11 protein-coding genes are annotated in these 15,947 nt (G+C 62.5%); 5 read left to right on the forward strand and 6 right to left on the reverse strand.

What is annotated here, in order from left to right:
- Positions 1–368: 368 nt before the first annotated feature.
- Positions 369–4,778, forward strand: a complete 4,410-nt coding sequence (locus tag ASE52_RS18905; RefSeq protein ID WP_140426271.1) for an ATP-binding protein — start codon at positions 369–371, stop codon at positions 4,776–4,778.
- Between the two features lie 268 nt (positions 4,779–5,046).
- Here the strand turns inward: ASE52_RS18905 and ASE52_RS18910 are convergent, their stop codons facing one another.
- The 6 genes from ASE52_RS18910 to ASE52_RS18935 are packed head-to-tail and all read right to left on the reverse strand — an operon-like array spanning position 5,047 to position 12,248.
- On the reverse strand, positions 5,047–5,982 hold the full coding sequence (locus ASE52_RS18910; protein WP_057228292.1) for a nitronate monooxygenase: 936 nt from the start codon (positions 5,980–5,982) through the stop codon (positions 5,047–5,049).
- Positions 5,979–6,989 carry a nitronate monooxygenase gene (locus tag ASE52_RS18915; protein WP_057228294.1) on the reverse strand — a complete coding sequence of 337 codons (1,011 nt, stop codon included), beginning with the start codon at positions 6,987–6,989 and terminating at the stop codon, positions 5,979–5,981. The genes ASE52_RS18910 and ASE52_RS18915 overlap by 4 nt, the downstream gene beginning before the upstream one ends.
- Positions 6,990–6,992: 3 nt before the next feature.
- Positions 6,993–8,099 carry a CoA transferase gene (locus ASE52_RS18920; protein ID WP_057228296.1) on the reverse strand — a complete coding sequence of 369 codons (1,107 nt, stop codon included), beginning with the start codon at positions 8,097–8,099 and terminating at the stop codon, positions 6,993–6,995.
- Entirely contained in the window at positions 8,096–10,210 is a 2,115-nt protein-coding gene (locus ASE52_RS18925) for an acetate--CoA ligase family protein (protein ID WP_082606936.1), read from the reverse strand. Before ASE52_RS18925 ends, ASE52_RS18920 begins: the two co-directional genes overlap by 4 nt.
- A 40-nt stretch (positions 10,211–10,250) precedes the next feature.
- The gene (locus ASE52_RS18930; RefSeq protein WP_057228300.1) at positions 10,251–11,399 is read right to left on the reverse strand and encodes an acyl-CoA dehydrogenase family protein; all 1,149 of its coding nucleotides are present in this window, start codon (positions 11,397–11,399) and stop codon (positions 10,251–10,253) included.
- Positions 11,400–11,435: 36 nt separating this feature from the next.
- Complete coding sequence (locus tag ASE52_RS18935) at positions 11,436–12,248, reverse strand: IclR family transcriptional regulator (protein ID WP_057228302.1); 813 nt, start codon at positions 12,246–12,248, stop codon at positions 11,436–11,438.
- Between the two features lie 189 nt (positions 12,249–12,437).
- Here ASE52_RS18935 and ASE52_RS18940 point away from each other — a divergent pair, with 189 nt between their 5' ends.
- The 4 genes from ASE52_RS18940 to ASE52_RS18955 are packed head-to-tail and all read left to right on the forward strand — an operon-like array spanning position 12,438 to position 15,922.
- Complete coding sequence (locus ASE52_RS18940) at positions 12,438–13,418, forward strand: tripartite tricarboxylate transporter substrate binding protein (RefSeq protein ID WP_057228305.1); 981 nt, start codon at positions 12,438–12,440, stop codon at positions 13,416–13,418.
- Positions 13,419–13,475: 57 nt separating this feature from the next.
- On the forward strand, positions 13,476–13,907 hold the full coding sequence (locus ASE52_RS18945; RefSeq protein ID WP_057228307.1) for a zinc ribbon domain-containing protein: 432 nt from the start codon (positions 13,476–13,478) through the stop codon (positions 13,905–13,907).
- The gene (locus ASE52_RS18950) at positions 13,904–15,079 is read left to right on the forward strand and encodes a thiolase family protein (RefSeq protein ID WP_057228309.1); all 1,176 of its coding nucleotides are present in this window, start codon (positions 13,904–13,906) and stop codon (positions 15,077–15,079) included. Before ASE52_RS18945 ends, ASE52_RS18950 begins: the two co-directional genes overlap by 4 nt.
- A gap of 33 nt (positions 15,080–15,112) precedes the next feature.
- Positions 15,113–15,922 carry an enoyl-CoA hydratase-related protein gene (locus ASE52_RS18955; RefSeq protein ID WP_057228311.1) on the forward strand — a complete coding sequence of 270 codons (810 nt, stop codon included), beginning with the start codon at positions 15,113–15,115 and terminating at the stop codon, positions 15,920–15,922.
- Positions 15,923–15,947: the final 25 nt, after the last annotated feature.

Raw genomic sequence — 15,947 nt, forward strand, 5'->3', positions numbered from 1 at the left:
AATGCGTCTACAACCGAGAGCGCTGCACCGCCGGCAAGACGACGTCGTTCGACTACCTAGGTTTTGCTGGCCTGGATGCCAATGGGCGAATGATGCTGCAGACCTTATGTGTGGCAATCTCTGCGCATGGCCGCTTTGCACAATTGAGCGGTCGGTCACGATTCAAGCATGACAGACTGCAACCGCTGCCAAACCGACATCGGTGATTGAGGGCGGCTTCAGGCTGGTTGCTGCCGGTGACCTCTGCGTATTTGCCCAGCGTATATCTCAAGGCTGCCATGCACGAACCGAACTGACAGTACCAAGAATCAGCGGGAATCGACGGCGGACGAAAATACACATTCAGCAGAACAGGGAAGAATTTGCCAGTGTTTACAGCAATCATTGAAGGCGGCATTGGTTGGGCGGTAGGCCGGGTGGGCGATAAAGCAGCCAGGGCCTTCATCAGTCGCTGGAGCGAGAGGGAAGCGAAGGCGGAGTTGATCGAAATCATCGACGTAGCTATGGGGGACGCCGTAGCTGCTGTGCCGATCCTGGCAGAAGACTTCCGCTCAGAGACCTTCATCCACCACGTCGTCGCACCGACCGTGGTGCATTTCTTGCATGATCTGATCGTCGACAAACCCGAAGCGGAAATCGTCAGAGGCTACATCGAGCGATTCGTGGAGCCTTTCCTGCGCGGGCGCTCACTGAAGGAAACCTTGTCGCAGCTGTTCTACACCCGGCAAGGTGACTTGGAACATGCGTTTTCTCTGTTTCTGACACGCCTGCGTCCGGCCCTCTACGCCTCCAAGCACTGGAGAGACCCGATCCGTGATCATGCATTAGAAGAGGTTCGATCCACGGTCCTTCGCATCGAAAAGCAGCTCACTCCGACCACAGTTGCCGATGCGGTCGATATTGACGATGCACGGGCTGATGCGAAGGCGGCCTCCCAAGCGCTGCGGTCCTGGTCGCAGACGATTAGCGGCGAACATATCGATCGGCCTGAACTAGAGATACTTCGGCAACGCATTCGTGAGCATCCCTACGCTTGCACCCTGGTCATTGGTGAATCCGGCTCCGGGAAGTCGGCGCTTTTCGCCGAACTGGTCGAGTGCCTCCAGTCGCAGGGAGTGGTTGTCTTCGCCATCAAGGCGGACCTTCTTCCGACCCATGTGAGAACGCTGAATGATGTGTCGAAAGCACTGGGACTGCGCGGGCACTTGCTCGGCGAGATCGAGGCCTTGGCACGAACTGCCCCCGTCGTCGTCCTGATTGACCAGTTGGATGCAGTCAGTGAGGTCATGGACCGGTCATCGGAGCGGATGCGGCTTCTGCTTCAGATCGCCCACCATTTCCAAGACAAGAAGCGCGCTGAACGGGTTGAGCCACCCGTGCATATCCTCGTGTCTTCGAGACCCTTTGAAGCGGACTATGACGCCCGTTTTCAGTCTCTGGGCGCTGAGGTTGTCCAGCTTGCGCTGCCCAGCCAGGAGCAAGTTCACGCACTACTACAGCGCCTGCACATTTCGATGGAGGAGATTCCAGAGGTGCTGGGCGAAACGCTGAGACGTCCCTTTGCCTTGCGCATTTTCGTCGACATTCTGCGGAGAGGCGTTCCTGGTCGCGAACTGATCGCCTCACAGTTACTCAACACCTGGCTCACATCCGCCGATCTCGGTGACTCCACCATACGGCGGGAGGTGCTCAAGTTCTTGGAGAAACTGGCCGCCGACATGACCGAGAGTGAATCTCTGTGGCGGCCTGCAGATGTGTATGAGATCCAGGATCCTCAGGCAGTTCAGGTCGCCGTGGCGTCTGGCATCGTCGTGAGACAGAACAGTTTGGTGGGATTCAGCCATCAGGCTTGGCTGGATGACTTCCAGGCCAAGAACTTCTCAACCGGCCAATCACTGGCGAAATACGCCTGGGAGCGGCAGGACGGGCTTTTTGCGCGGGCTACCGTACTGCGGGCTCTGCAGCGTTTGCGGGCGTTCGATCTACCCGCCTATGAACAGGCGATTGATGCGCTGCTGGGAAACACCAAGACGCGGCGGCACCTTCGCCATCTCGTTGTGGACATGGTGGCTGGGCAACGGAAACCCTTCGCGCGTGAGCGGGGCTGGTTGCAACACCTTGTGCGCAGCGATGTTCCGTTGGCGCGCCGAGCCCTTGCGCGAATCACCGCACATTGGACAGATTGGCGCGAGCCCCTTCTCCCGCTGGTGCATAGCATCATGGGTAATGCGGAGCTGCGTTGGAGCGTCGTCCAGTTGTTGATTGCGGAAGCGCCACTCGATGCCGATTTCGTGGTCCGATCAATTGCCGCGCATTGGGACGCACCTGAACACGACCTTGAGGCGCTTGAGGTCTTTTCCAAGTCAGGCCAATGGTCTCCCGTCATTGTCGAGCGCCTTCGGCTGATATTCGCGCGACAGCGACTCGACAACTACACGATCGTTAGCTATGCGGAAAGGCTGGGTGATGATCGTGCCGCAGATCTCTTCAAGATTTATCTTGAGCGTGTGGAGGTCAGCAACGAAGACCGGCTACGGTTCCATGGCCTGGACAAGCTCGCTCAGCGATCAACCCTAGCTTTTGCAAATGTTCTCATTCCATGGTTTGTATATGTGGCGAGCCGAGACGAGCCTAGATCACGGGGCCTGCTGGATGCCTATCCGGCTTCTTCAAGTCTGCCCCATTGGTGGGACTATGAGCACACGGAGGACGGCATCTTCGGAATCACAAAGGCCGTTCTCTGTGCTTGTGCCAAAGAGCATCCGCATGATTTCCTGCGCCTGATCAAGACATTCGCCGACGTCGATGTGGCGGAGGTGCAAGCACTGATTGTGGAAGGCCTCGCTGCTGGTGGCATGGTGTTGGCAAATGAAGGTGTCGATTATTTGCTTGCCGACTCGCGACGCTTGCAAGTCGGAATGGCCTTCCTGCCAGACACCGACGGTGTGAGTCATCTGGTGGACGGATGGTCGACACAGGTGCTTCTGCGTGCCATCGTTACCCAACTTGGCACGGAGCAACTTGAGCGTATTCGGGCAAACATCGAATCATGGGATCCGTACCTGTATGAGGCGCAGGAAGAATCCGATGTTTCAACGAGACGCAATCGTCGCATTTGGGCTGAGGAGAGACGGTTTCCTCTGTTGGCACTATTACCTGCGCATGTTCTGCAGCCGCGCAGATACCGGCAAGTTCAGGAATGGCGTGCCACGCAGCCGGAACTCCGAGGCAGTCGCGGCGGAAGCATGGCATCTATCGTTAGATCACCGATGTCCTCACAGCAGATGGGCAACGCCTCTGACGATGACGTGTTCAAGATGATCGACGAGGTCGCGGACAATACAGATCGTCGGAGAGGCCGCCGCGGGTTGCGCCGCGATGGTGGCACGGTGGAGTTGGCGCGCGCGTTTGCGGCATTCGGCAAGACTCATGCTGACCGCGCCTTGTGGATCGCGGAGCAACGTTTTCGACCCGGTCGGCATGAGAACGTCGCAGGGGAACTGCTTCGTGTCCTTGCCGAGGATCCGAACGTCGATGCGCAGCGTGTTCGTGCCCTTGTCTGGAAATGGCATCGCGAAGGTTTTATCACCGAGGGGTGGCGAAAGGACGTGGCCTGGGCTCTTCAGGATCTGGCGAAACGTGATGAAGGTTTGATTGACGAGGATGTCGCGTTACTGGAGTCGTGGATCATCAACGACTCACTGCACACCAATAAGCGGATTGCGGCAAGGCTCGACTTAGAACAACGCAATCGTGAGATGAATAGCAATCGCAGAGCCGAGACGAATGCTATTGTGTTCCGCCGAACTCCAGGAGGCATGCGCATTCTTCCGCAAGACAATTTCACTTTGCTTGCAGGGATGGCGGCCGGTTTGCTGGGGCGTACGGAGCCAGACTGGGATGGGTGGTTGTCTGCCTTGGAGCGGCATGTAGATCGCCCCGAAGACCCAGCGATCTGGACCGCCATATTGATGTTTCGTGGTGCACCATTGTTTTGGGCGGATCGCCCGCGTGCGACGCGACTCGTGCAAACGATCTGGGATAGATTTCCAGACACATTCTCGGACAAGTATGTCTCGGACTTCCTCTGGCAGAACCGTGATCTGGTTACCGGCGAGATGATGAAGGCGATACGAGATCATTGGCTAGTTGGCAACGATGCTGGGAACCGGCAAGCTGCTGGCGAATTGCTGATGGCGACAGTGTTCCTTAACTCCGAAGACAAGATTGCATCAGTGCAGTTGGAGCAGATCCTGGTAGGGCCAGACACACCAGAACGTCTAGGCGCGCTGTTCACAGCGTCAGCCGCCTGGCGCGAGGCTTCGTTGCGTCCAGGGGCACACCATGTGTTGATGCGGTTTGTGCAACAGGCCGCTGGGCACGAGGCGTCGGCAATCGCTCGCGCCGTGTCTCATTGGGAACCACCGATGGCGGACGCATATACCAAAGAGTTTTTGAACGCCGTTGCGAGCAATCCTGCGGTGCTGCGTGTTTGTCTCGATAGAAGCTTCACGCGCTATCTGCAGGAACTGCTTCTCAGCCCAGGCTTCGAGGAACTGGTCCTTGAACTGGCGGAACGCTGCACGGAACTCATGTTCGCGCAAGGCGAGTCGCGCGTGCGGATGTCATACGGCGAGAGCTTTGTATCCGTCGCCATCGCACTCCAAAGATCCACGGATCCGCTTCGCAGCCGAGCAATGGATCTGTATGAACGGCTGTTGGATGGTGCGGCGTATGGGGCCGAAGAGGCGGCTGCAGCTTCGCTCTCGCGCTCTTAGCACAGACCTTGCCCAGGAATTTACCGATGCTAGATGGCGGTAGCCCAGCCCCAGTTGAGCGTCTGCTAATCGGCCGAAAAAGCACGTTCGTTTGACCTTCTCGATCGTCAGCAACCGCTGCAAAACCGACACCTGGGTTGGCATCTTCAGGCTGATAGCAGTCGTCGATGTTCAGCCGTTCACTGACTGCATATGTTCATACCGGACACTGGCAACTATCGGGGAACAATTCCATGCCACCGCATCCTCGGCACCTGCGTACAGGCTATCAGGCAGCTAGATATTCCCTCTTCATGGACTGAACCAGGTCGGCAGTAGTCGGTAAGGATGTCACCCCCGACACCGAATGCCCCGCACTCCATAGATCCGACCACCGTTGAATGACTGGTCCTTCAGATCCTCCTCCGAATTTGTTGCGCGCTTCCTGAACGGACACTGTCTCGTCCAACGCTTCGGGGTCGAGGCCCACCCGGACGATGGACGGCTTCAAAAAGTTCGCGGGCAACCCGGTGAAGGCGCGTGTGGCGAGCACATCGTCCATGGAGCTTTCCAGAAGCATCTCTTTGTAGTCCGCCGTCGCCATGCTTTCCTGGGTGGCGATGAATCGCGTACCCACACACCCCAGATCGCAACCCAACACGGTCGCGGCGCGCAGTGCCACGCCGTCCGAGAGTCCTCCCGACAACACAATGGGGCCGTCGAACATCTGGCGTACAGCACGCACAAACGCGAACGGGTTGGCCCAGCCGGTGTGCCCGCCTGCGCCGGACGACAGCAGCACCAGGCCATCGACGCCTGCCTCCACCGCACGCTCCGCATGGTGGAGCGAGGCCACATCGGCAAACACAAGGCAGCCGCCGTCACGCAACGCAGGAATCACCGAAGCGGGAGACCCCACACTGGTGATCACAAGCTCCGCGCCGTGGCGCACGATCAAATCCACTTCGGCCTTGAGGCGTGCGGGGTCGCGCCGCATGATGAGGTTGGGGCAATAAGGCGCTCGGCTGGGCTGTTCTTCGGCTTCGCGCTGAAGCCGCTGCAACCACGCCGCAAACTCGTCCAGCGACGTGCAATTGGCCGTGGGAAACGCACCGATGACGCCGGCCTCGCACGCGGCCGAGACCAGATCAATGCCCGAGACACGCAGCATGGGGGCCGCAATGACGGGCACCACCAGCCGCTCCATGAAAGGCAGTCGGTTCATTCTTGTTCCATTTCGTTCTGTGAATGCATTGCGTGAAGGGCCGCGATGGCCTGCACCGCCTCGTCCACGAGGTCGTTGACGATGGCCTGCAGCGGCTCGATGCGCCTGGCGAATGCGATGGATGGCCCCAGGGAGACCATGCCATGGCGCCAGTCGCCCTGGGTGTAGCAGCGCTCGCGCGCGACGGCTCCGCTGATGAGGCCGCCGAACGCGGCGTGTTCGGTGGCGCCGGTCCGCTCGATGGCCTGGACCTGGCGCGCGGTGTCGTTGAGCAGCACGCGCCAGGTGGTGCCCAGCGACTGCAGCACCCGCACCGTGGAGTGCTCGTCGCAGGTCAGCAGATGCTCCTTGTAGCGGGGGTGCGTCTGGATTTCCTCGCACACCAGAAAGCGGCTTCCGATGAGCACCCCGTCCAGCCCCTGGGCCAGCACCGCGGCCAGTTGCCTGCCGCGGCCGATGCCGCCCCCCAGCGCCACGGGCACGCTGAACTGGCCATGGGCGAGCGCCCCCATAAGCATGGTAGGCAGCTCGTTCATGCCCGGGTGCCCGCCTTCCTCCATGCCGACCAGGGCAATGGCATCGGCACCGGCGCGCACTGCAGAAAGCGCGTGGCGGATGCTGGAGGCTTTGTGAACAACGACGGCGTTGGCCTTATGCAGCGCTTTGATGAGTTCCGCTGGCGCATGTCCTGCTGTCTCGAAGACCTTCACGCCATGCCCCAGACTGGCATCCATCCAGCGCGGAACCATGGAGTTGGCTTCGGGCCGGTGCGAGAGCGTGAGGTTCACGCCAAACGGTTTGCCGTGAGTCAGCTCCGTGCAAAGCGCGAGGGCGTCCCGGAAATCCGCTTCGCTGGCATACGACCGGGGCGTGATGAAGCCCATGCAACCTGCATTCACCAGCGCAGCCACATACCTCGCGTCGGACAGCCACATCAGGCCGCCGCCCAGGATGGGGTGATCGATCCCCAGAAGCTGCGTAATGCGCGTGCGCAGAGCGGCGCCCATGGGTCAGCCCCCCGCAGAACCCAGGGCTGGCGCTCCAGCCAGGTCGATGTCGCCCATCCCCTCCATGGCCACGGGGAAGCGTACCCACGGCATGTCATCACCAGCGGCAAACTTGCCTCGCGAGGCGAAATGCGCTTGAGACGACAGTTCGGCGGGATGAACCACGGGTGCAGCTGGAACGTCATGGCGGCACAGCAGTTCGAAGGCCTCCCGCGATTGCAGCGGCTGCATGGCCTGCCCGATGCGCAGGTTGATCGCGTCGGCCGCCGCCTTGCGGGCCTTGTGCGTGGCGTACTCCGGGCCATCGAAAGGTGCGAGCGGCAGGGCCGCGCACAGCCGCTTCCAGAAATGGTCCTCCAGCGCGGCAATCGACAGATAGCGCCCATCCTTGCACCGGAACGCGCCGTAGGCGGCCTTCACCAGCGTGGCCTCGCGCTGCGCCTGCACGGTGCGCGCGCCGGCCGAGCGGTAGGCACCCAGCCGCGGGTTCATCCAGTGCAAGGCGCAATCGGCCAGTGCCACGTCCAGGTGCTGCCCCCGGCCCGTGGCTTCGCGCTGGAACAGCGCGGCCAGGGTGGCCGACAGCGCGTACATGGTCCCGCACAGGTCGGCCACCGGCAGCCCGAAACTCTGCGCGGGGGCGCCATCGGGCTGGCCCGAGACGGCCAGCACGCCCGCAGCGGCCAGGTAGTTGATGTCATGCCCCGGCAGGTCGGCCCAGGGCCCTGTCTGGCCGTAGCCGCTCAGGGATACGTAGATCAGGCGCGGACAGGCCTGGCACAGCGCCGCGGCGTCCAGGCCCAGGCGTGCCATCACCCCCGGGCGGTAGGACTCGATCACCACGTCGGCCGACGCGATCAACTCGCGGACCTGGGCGCGCCGGGACTCGTCCTTGAGGTCCACCAGCAGGCTTTGCTTGCCCCGGTTCACGGCCTCGAAGGCGCCCTGACCCAGGTGCCGGGCATTGTCGCCATGCGGCGGGCGCTCGATCTTGATGATGCTCGCGCCCATTTCCGCCAGGTTCTGCGTCAGAAACGGCCCCGGCAGCAGCTCGCTGAAATCCACCACCGTAATGCCCTGCAGCGGCGGCCGGGTTGCGGTGCCCGTCATGCGGTCGCTCCTTCGCTCGCTCTTTCGACAATGACGGCATCCAGCGGCAGCACGCCCTCTCCCTGGGCGCCGATCCACACCGGGTTGAGGTCCATCTCCTCGATGCGGTTTGCGTTGTGCATCACGAAGTCCGAGATGCGCAGCAGCAGCGTCTGCAGCGCCTCCAGGTCCGCCGGCGGGCGGCCACGTGCGCCGTCCAGCAGGGGAAAACACCGCATCTCGCGCACCATCGCGGCAGCCTCGCTGGCGCCCAGCGGCAGCATGCGGCGCGTGACGTCGCGCAGGATCTCCACGTAGATGCCGCCCAGCCCGAATGTCATCACATGGCCGAACACCGGGTCGCGCGTAACGCCGACCATCAGCTCCAGGCCACCGCGCGGCGCCATCTTCTCGATCAGTAGACCGTCAATGTGCGCGTCGGGCCTGTGGTGCTTCGCGGCCACCATGATGTCCTCCCAGGCTTGGCGCAGTTCCTCGGCGTTCTGCAGCCCCACCGCTACGCCGCCGATGTCGGACTTGTGCACGATCTGCTCGCTGGCGATCTTTGCCACCACGGGGTAGCCCATGGCGTTGGCCGCCGCGACGGCGTCCTGCGCGGTGGCGGTCAGTGCGTTGGGCAGTAGGGCGATGCCTGCTGCCAGCAGCTGGGACTTGGCTTCGGCCTCGGACAGGCTGCGCGTGGCAGTGGCTTGCGCAAGCACTGCCATGGGGTTCAGCGGCACACGCGCAGCGCTGGCGCGCTTCCAGCGGCCGTATTCGATCCAGCGCTGTATGGCCTTGATGGCCTTGCCCACAGACCGTGGCGGTGCAAACCCGCCTTCGACCAGCATGCGATAGCCCTCGCCCATGCGGTCGCTCATCCAGATGGGAATGATGGGTGTGGCACAGCCCTTTTGCGCCGCGATGATGGTGCGTGCCAGCTGGATCGTGGTGTCGCCATAGTCCAGCGCGATCGGAACGATCACACAGCCCAGATTGGGGTCCACCGCTACCGCGCTCAGCGACTTCTCGATCAATGCCGCATCGCTCAGCACAGCGGCGGTGGTGTCCACCGGGTTGTCCAGCGCGGCGAAGTCGGGCAGCAGATCGGCCAGGACCTGCCGCGTGTGAGGGGCAAACTGAGCGAGGGTCAGGCCTGCGGTGCCCACGGCGTCCGCCGTCAAGGCTGCGGTGCCGCCCGACGAGGTGTAGATGGCCACACCTTCGCTGGGTGCTGGCTCGCCGCGTGCGAACAGCCAGGCAGTATCAACCAGCTCGTCGATGTCATCCACCTCGATCACGCCGCACTGCTTGAACACGGCGCTGTTCACTTCGGCCGATCCGGTCAGGGACGCTGTATGCGATTGAGCCGCCTTCTGCCCGTATTCCGACTTGCCCACTTTAAGCGCGATCACGGGCTTACCGTTGGCCGCAGCACGGTTCACGGCGGCCACGAACTTTGCGCCATCCTTGATGCCCTCCAGCAAGGTCACGATCACCTTGATGTCGGGAGCATCGGCCATGTAGTGGATGAAGTCGGCCACCTGCAGGTCCACCTCGTTACCGGTAGAGGCCCACAGGCCGATGCCGATACCCCGGTCCATGGCCTGCATCACGTTGCGCCCCAGGCCGCCACCCTGAGTCGCCAGGCCGATAGGACCCTTGACGAGGTCATGAGGGAAGGAGGGCGAGAAGGTCAGGCCCAGGCGGTGGTTGACGTTGGTAAGACCCGGGCAGTTGGGGCCATACAGGCGCATGCCGCCCGCATCAGCAATCTCCTTGAGCCGCACCTGGGCACGTTCGCCTTCTTCACCGGCCTCGCCAAAGCCCGACGTCAACACGATGGCAAACAGAACGCCCCGCGCTGCGCATTCTTCGGCCACCGCCAGCACGCCCGATGCGGGCACCACGATCACCGCCACGTCCGGCGTGGCGGGCAACGATGCCACACTGGGCCAGCAGCGATGCCCGCGAATCTCTGCCTTGGTCGGGTTGACGAGGTAAATGTCTCCGTCGAACTCGGAATGGTCCAGCAGATTGGTCAGCGTGCGCTCGCCAATGCTCTGCGGGCGGTCGGACGCGCCCACAAGGGCAATTGAGCGAGGGCGGATCAGTCGCGAAAGGTCAGTCAATCTTGTCTCCTGGTCGTTATGGGGGTGTTTATGACGAGGGTCAAACAATCGCCGAGATGCCCAGGATTTCGCGCCCGGCAATCAAGGTCTGCACTTCGGTTGTGCCTTCAGGAATCGTGCCGCCGCGCGTGTCGCGGAAGATGCGCTCAATGGGGTAGTCGGTGGCATAGCCCAGGCCGCCGTGCACCTGCAGCGCCATGCTGGCGACTTCGTGTGCAGCCTCGGTGGCGTACAGCTTGGCAATCGAGCAAGCAGTGCGCGCATCGGCATTGGCGTCCAGTGCGGCGGCGGCGCGCAGGCTCAGTGCCCGGGCGGCTTCCACACGGATCGTCATGTCCACGATGAGCTTTTGCACCAGTTGGAAACTGCCGATGGGCTTGCCGAACTGGGTGCGGGTACGGGCATAGTCAATGGACAGGTCGAGCGCCGCTTGGGCTGCGCCGACTGCGCCCATCGCAATGTTGACGCGGGCGCCGTCCAGGCCCATGAGCATCTTCTTGAGCGCGTTGCCTTCTTCCCCCAGCAGGTTTTCGCGGGGCACCTTCACGTTGTCGAACGCCAGTTCCGCAGTGCCGGTGCTCCGCAACACCATAGTGTCAACATTGCGCACCTCATAAGGCGATACATCACGCTCTACCAAGAAGGTGGAGAGCCCTCCCTGGCAATCGGGGCTGAACGTGCGGGCAACCACGATGCCGAAGTCGCCAAAGGCTCCGTTGGTGATCCACAGCTTGCGGCCGTTGAGGACATAGTGGTCGCCCTGCAGGTCTGCGCGGGTCTGGACCTGCGCAATGTTCGAACCCGTGCCCGGCTCGCTGATGGCGTTGAACACCTTGCGTTCGGATGCCAGCAGGGGCTTCAGGAAGCGTTCGCGTTGCTCTTCATTGGCTTCGGCTGCCAGCTTGTTGATGGCCGCGTTGGTGATGTTCACCATGGTCCGCAGCGACAGCCAGGTGTAGCCCGCCTCTTCCATGAGCATCGCCCAGGTCATCTGGTCCATGTCCATGCCGCCCAATGCCTCGGGCAGACGGCCGCCGATGTATCCGAACTGGGACAGCTCTTTGAGGAGTTCGAAGGGGAAGGTCTTGTCCCGGTCGTGCTGGGCCACGCGGGGTGCGACCTCGCTTTTCATGAAGCGGCGCACGCTGTCGCGCAGCATTTCTTGTTCGGAACTCATCGTTGCATACATGGCTATGTCTCCTGGGTTGAATGCATGGACCCGCCGCTATGCGGGCGTGGTGTCTTTGGTGCCCGCGCTGCGCCGGCCCGAGGCGGTGGCGCGCAGCGTGGGCGCGGGGTTCTGGGGGTGGAACACGAGCGCCCGTACCTCCTGCAAGGCCTGCAGGCACGCGTCTTTGGTACGACGCAGCCGTTCGGTGGGGCCGGCGATCGACAGCGCGAGGGGTTCGTCGCCCAGATAGCCAGCCACGGCGATGGCGGCCAGGCCGTCAAAGCCTTCGTTCTCCACCCACATCCAGCCTTGCTCGCGCGCTTGCGCGATCTGCGCCTCCAGCGCTGCGAGGTCGGTGATGGAGCCGGGGGCGATCTGCTTGAGCGGCTTGAGCCGCAGCTGGCGTGCAGCCTCTTCGGGCGTGCCCAGCGCCAGCTCGGCCTTGCCCAAAGCGGATACGTGCAGGGCGATCTTGTTGCCCACGTTCTCCACATAGCGCAGCGGGTGTGTGCCCTCGGCAAACGCCAGGACCTTGACCACGCCGGCCTCCACGCGGCCGCACATGCCGGTCTCTCCAGTCTTGTCGCGCAGCAGTTCGCAGGCCTCGGACGCCACCGCGTAGAGCGAATCCCCCGCAGCGATGCCTTTGGCAACCGTGAGCAGGCGGGCCGTGGGATAGAAGCGCCGGGTCCGCGCTGTCCGCATCAAGTAGCCCAGCTCATGCAGCGTGTGCAAGAGATCGGAGCAACTGCTCTCTGGCAGGTCCATCAGGCGCGCAAGGTCTGAGTTGGAGAGTTCGCGGCGCTCCCGGGCAAAGACCTCCAGAAGGGCCATGGTGCGAGACGCAGCGGGGACGATGGTGGGCATAAGTTATCCGGTATTTCGTAGATATCAACGAATCATAGCTTTGACAGCAGGACTATTCATTGAGGAAATCTCTGTGAAATCTCGTTCTTTGCTTTCGATACGAAGATCAAAACCTCTTGCTTGTCTACGAAATATTGAAGTATTCTACGACCAGCCGCAATTCAGTGGCAACAAAAAATGGAGACAAGCATGCGTAGAACCTTCCGAAAACTGGTTGTTTTTGTCATCGCCTCATTGGCCTTCGGTGTGCTGCACGCTGCGGGAGATGCGTGGCCCAGCAAGCCCATCACGTTTGTGGTGCCGTTCCCACCCGGGGGCATTACGGACAGCACGTCGCGGCTTTTGGCCAAGCTGCTCAGCGCACAGCTGGGACAGTCAGTGGTGGTGGACAACCGCCCCGGGGCGGGCGGCTCCATCGGTGTCGAGTCGGCCTCGCGCCAGCCGCCCGATGGCTACACCATCATTTACGGCACGCAGGGAACGCATGGCGCCAATCTGGCGCTGTACAAGAACGTGCGCTATGACCCCGTGGCGGACTTTGTGCCCGTGCACGCCATGTCGGAAACGCCGCTCATGCTGGTGATCAACCCTTCGCGCCCGTTCAAGACGGTGCCCGAGCTGATTGCCTATGCCAAGGCTAATCCCGGCAAGCTCAACTACGGCTCCGCCGGGCCTGGCACGGGCACCCACCTGACGGCCGAGCTGTTCCAGACCGCCGCCGGCATCAAGATGACCCATGTGCCGTACCGCGGCAGCGCGCCGGCACTGAGCGACCTGATGGCCGGCAGCATCGATCTGATGTTCGACTACCCGGCGGTGGTGCTGCCCCAGGTGCAGGCGAACAAGCTCAAGGCGCTGGCGGTCACCTCCAAGACGCGCCTGGCCAGCTCGCCCGACGTACCCACCGTGGGTGAGCTGGGCGTTCCCGAAGCCGAATCCACAGCCTGGGGCGCTGTGTTCGTTCCGGCCAAGACACCGCCAGACATCGTGAAGCGCCTGGGAGACGAGATCGCCAAGGCCATCGTTCACCCCGAAATGCTGCAGGCCACCGAGAAGTTCGGCAGCGTCCCGCTCGTCGGCCTGCGCGACGCCAAGCTGGGCGCCTTCGTGAAGTCGGAGATGACACGGTGGCGTGCAGTGGTTCAGCAGTCGGGCGCCAAGCTTGATTGACAGGCTGCGGGCAATCCATGCCCGCCCAGCAGCTTTCTTTTTCCCTCCCTTCTTCCTATGACCGATTCAAAGACTTCCTTGAAGCCGTTGCAGCCGACTCTCTATGAGCTGGCTGAAGACGGCCACTCACTCAACTTCTTCTTTGCGCAGTGCGGCGCTTGCGGGGGGCTGAGCTTTCCGGCCAACGCGCCGGGGTGCATGCACTGCGGAAGCCCGCTGAGTGAAGCACAACGCGTCACCCGCCCAGGCGGTGGAGAGCTGCTGGAATTCGTGACATTGCACGTGCCACTGCTGCATGGAATGGCAGCACCCAGCATCGCCGGGGACATTCGCATCGCGCCCGGCATCGTCGAAGAAGGTGTGATGGCTGTGGGAGACGAAACGGCGCTGAGACACGGCATGACGGTTCGTGCCATCGCCGAAATGAAGCCCGAAGAAGGTGTTTACGCCTGCCGCTTTGTGCCCGTGAATGAAGGAGCCGCGCAATGAGCAATGTCCAACAATCCACTTCGGGCAACTGGCTCGATGCTAACGGCGGTGTGTTCATCGCCGGTATCGGTCTGCACCCGTACCAGTTCCCTACCGAAACGCCCTACACCGAACTGGGCCTAACGGCCGTGCGCGCTGCGCTGGCTGACTCGGGACTGGCATGGGACCGCGTACAAAGCGCGTACGTGGGCACCACTTCCATTGGGATGGCAGCCGGCCGCGTCATGCTGCGCCACCTGGGGTCAACGGGTCTGGCGGTGACGCAGGTGGAAAACGCATCGGCCTCTGGCTCCTTCGCATTCCGCCAGGCGTGCATGGAAGTGGCCACCGGCATGAGTGATGTGGTGCTGGCAGTCGGAGTGGACAAACATGGCGATGGGCGCCGTGCGGCCAACAAGGACGGTCTGGAGAGACTGAGCGAAACCGCCACCATCCCGGCGGCCAAGTTCGCGATGATGGCGCGCACCTATCTGCGCGAGCGCGGCGCATCCGTCGAAGAAATGGCCAACGTGGCCGTAAAGAACCACGGCAATGCAGCGCGCAACCCGTTCGCGCAGTTCCGCAAACCCCGCACGCTGGAGCAGGTGCTCGCATCGCCGCGCGTGGTGGGCGACCTCACGGTGCAGCAATGCTGCCCGCGCGGCGAAGGCGCTGCTGCGGTGATGGTGGTCTCTGGCAACGCGATCCGAAAATTGGGACTGGATGCCCGGCGCTGCGTGCGTGTCAAGGCGTCGGTCGCAGGCAGTGAACGGCCCGAAACGCACTACGGCGACAGCGCTGTAGAGCTGGTCCGCACCAGCGCACAGGCTGCTTTTGAACAAGCGGGCATCGCCCCCAAAGAGCTAGACCTGCTGGAACTGCATGACGCCTTCTCGGTGGAGGAGTTGCTGTACAGCGAAGCGATTGGTGTGTGCGATCCCGGCGAAGGCGCCCACTATCTGGCGCGTGGCGATTCGCACATTGGCGGCCGCTGCGCCATCAACGCGTCGGGCGGCCTCATCGGCATGGGCCACCCGCTCGGCCCTACGGGTATCGGCCAGTTGGCGGAAATCACCCGCCAGCTGCGGGGTGAAGCCGAAGGCCGGCAGCACCCCAACGCGCGGTGGGGCATGGCCCACATGATCGGTCTGGGTTCTGTGTCCGTCGCCCATGTGCTGTCGGCATCGGCGTGACGGCACTTCAGATCTCTTTTTGAAAGCAAGCCAATGACTACCTCTGATATCCAGGACCTGGGCACATTGCTCTATGAGGTGCGCGACCGCGTGGCCGTGATCACCCTCAACCGGCCCGACCGCATGAACACGCTGGGCAGCACCATGAAGCCGGACCTGGCGCGCGCCTTCTTCGAGCTGGCGCGCAACGACGAACAGGTGCGCGCGGTTCTGATCACCGGCAGCGGCGACAAGGCATTCTGCGCGGGCGCTGACATCAAGGAGCGCGCTACCGACGTGGTGCGCGGCACGGAGTATTTCGTGCGGCAGAAAGCAACCCACGAACTGTTCCGCAACATCGAAGAGTTCGAGAAGCCCGTGATTGCGGCCATCAACGGTGTGGCCCTGGGCGGCGGGCTGGAGATTGCCTTGTGCTGTGACCTGCGCATCGCGGCCTCCCACGCGCGCTTCGGCCTGCCCGAAATCAAGCTGGGCGTCATTCCAGCAGCCGGTGGCACACAGCGACTGCCACGGCTGGTGGGTGAAGCTCGGGCCAAAGAGCTGATCCTGACAGCCGACTTGGTGGACGCGGAAACGGCACTGCGCTACGGCCTCGTCAGCCGTGTGGTGCCGCAAGCCGAGTTGATGACAGCTGCACTGGAACTGAGCCAGCGCATTGCGCAGCACCCGCCGCTGGCGGTCCGTTTTGCCAAACGTGCCATCAACCGAGGCATGCAGACCGACCTGGACTCGGGCCTGGAATACGAGCGCTATGCGGCCGCAATGATCGTGGACAGCGAAGACCGCATCGAGGGCATGCGCGCCTTTGTCGAGAAACGCGAACCCCAATTCAAAGGACGCTAGGGCCTTACCGCACTGGCGACTTCAT

Source organism: Acidovorax sp. Root275, from assembly GCF_001428965.1.
GTDB lineage: Bacteria > Pseudomonadota > Gammaproteobacteria > Burkholderiales > Burkholderiaceae_C > Acidovorax > Acidovorax radicis.